This is a genomic window from Undibacterium sp. Dicai25W (assembly GCF_049340505.1).
In the GTDB taxonomy this organism is placed as follows: Bacteria; Pseudomonadota; Gammaproteobacteria; order Burkholderiales; family Burkholderiaceae_D; genus Undibacterium; species Undibacterium jejuense.
Map to the genome: position 1 here is coordinate 1 of NZ_JBMPOQ010000068.1, position 252 is coordinate 252.

Annotated in this window: 1 protein-coding gene; it reads right to left on the reverse strand. The window is 50.4% G+C overall.

Annotated elements, in window-relative coordinates; genetic code table 11:
• A partial coding sequence (locus ACO0KY_RS19710) for a contractile injection system protein, VgrG/Pvc8 family (RefSeq protein ID WP_423048938.1) occupies positions 1-252 on the reverse strand: 252 nt, incomplete at both ends.

A 252-nucleotide genomic window follows, 5' to 3' on the forward strand; every position in this document is an offset into this window, starting at 1 on the left:
TCTGTCAGGGTCGCCGCCGATGAAATCGATGATGACTTCTTGTCCGATGCGGGGAATAGCTTGTTGCCCTAGTTGATTGCCTGCCCATGGTAAAGCGACGCGAACCCAGCAACTGCTGTTGTGGTTGCCCCACTCTTGCATTAAACGAGAGACAAACGCAAAATCGGTCTCGTTGTACTGGACGCAATAGTCTCGTGATGGATACTTCTCAATCAAACGCTTGTCGACGACAAACGCATAGTCGTTGAGTAC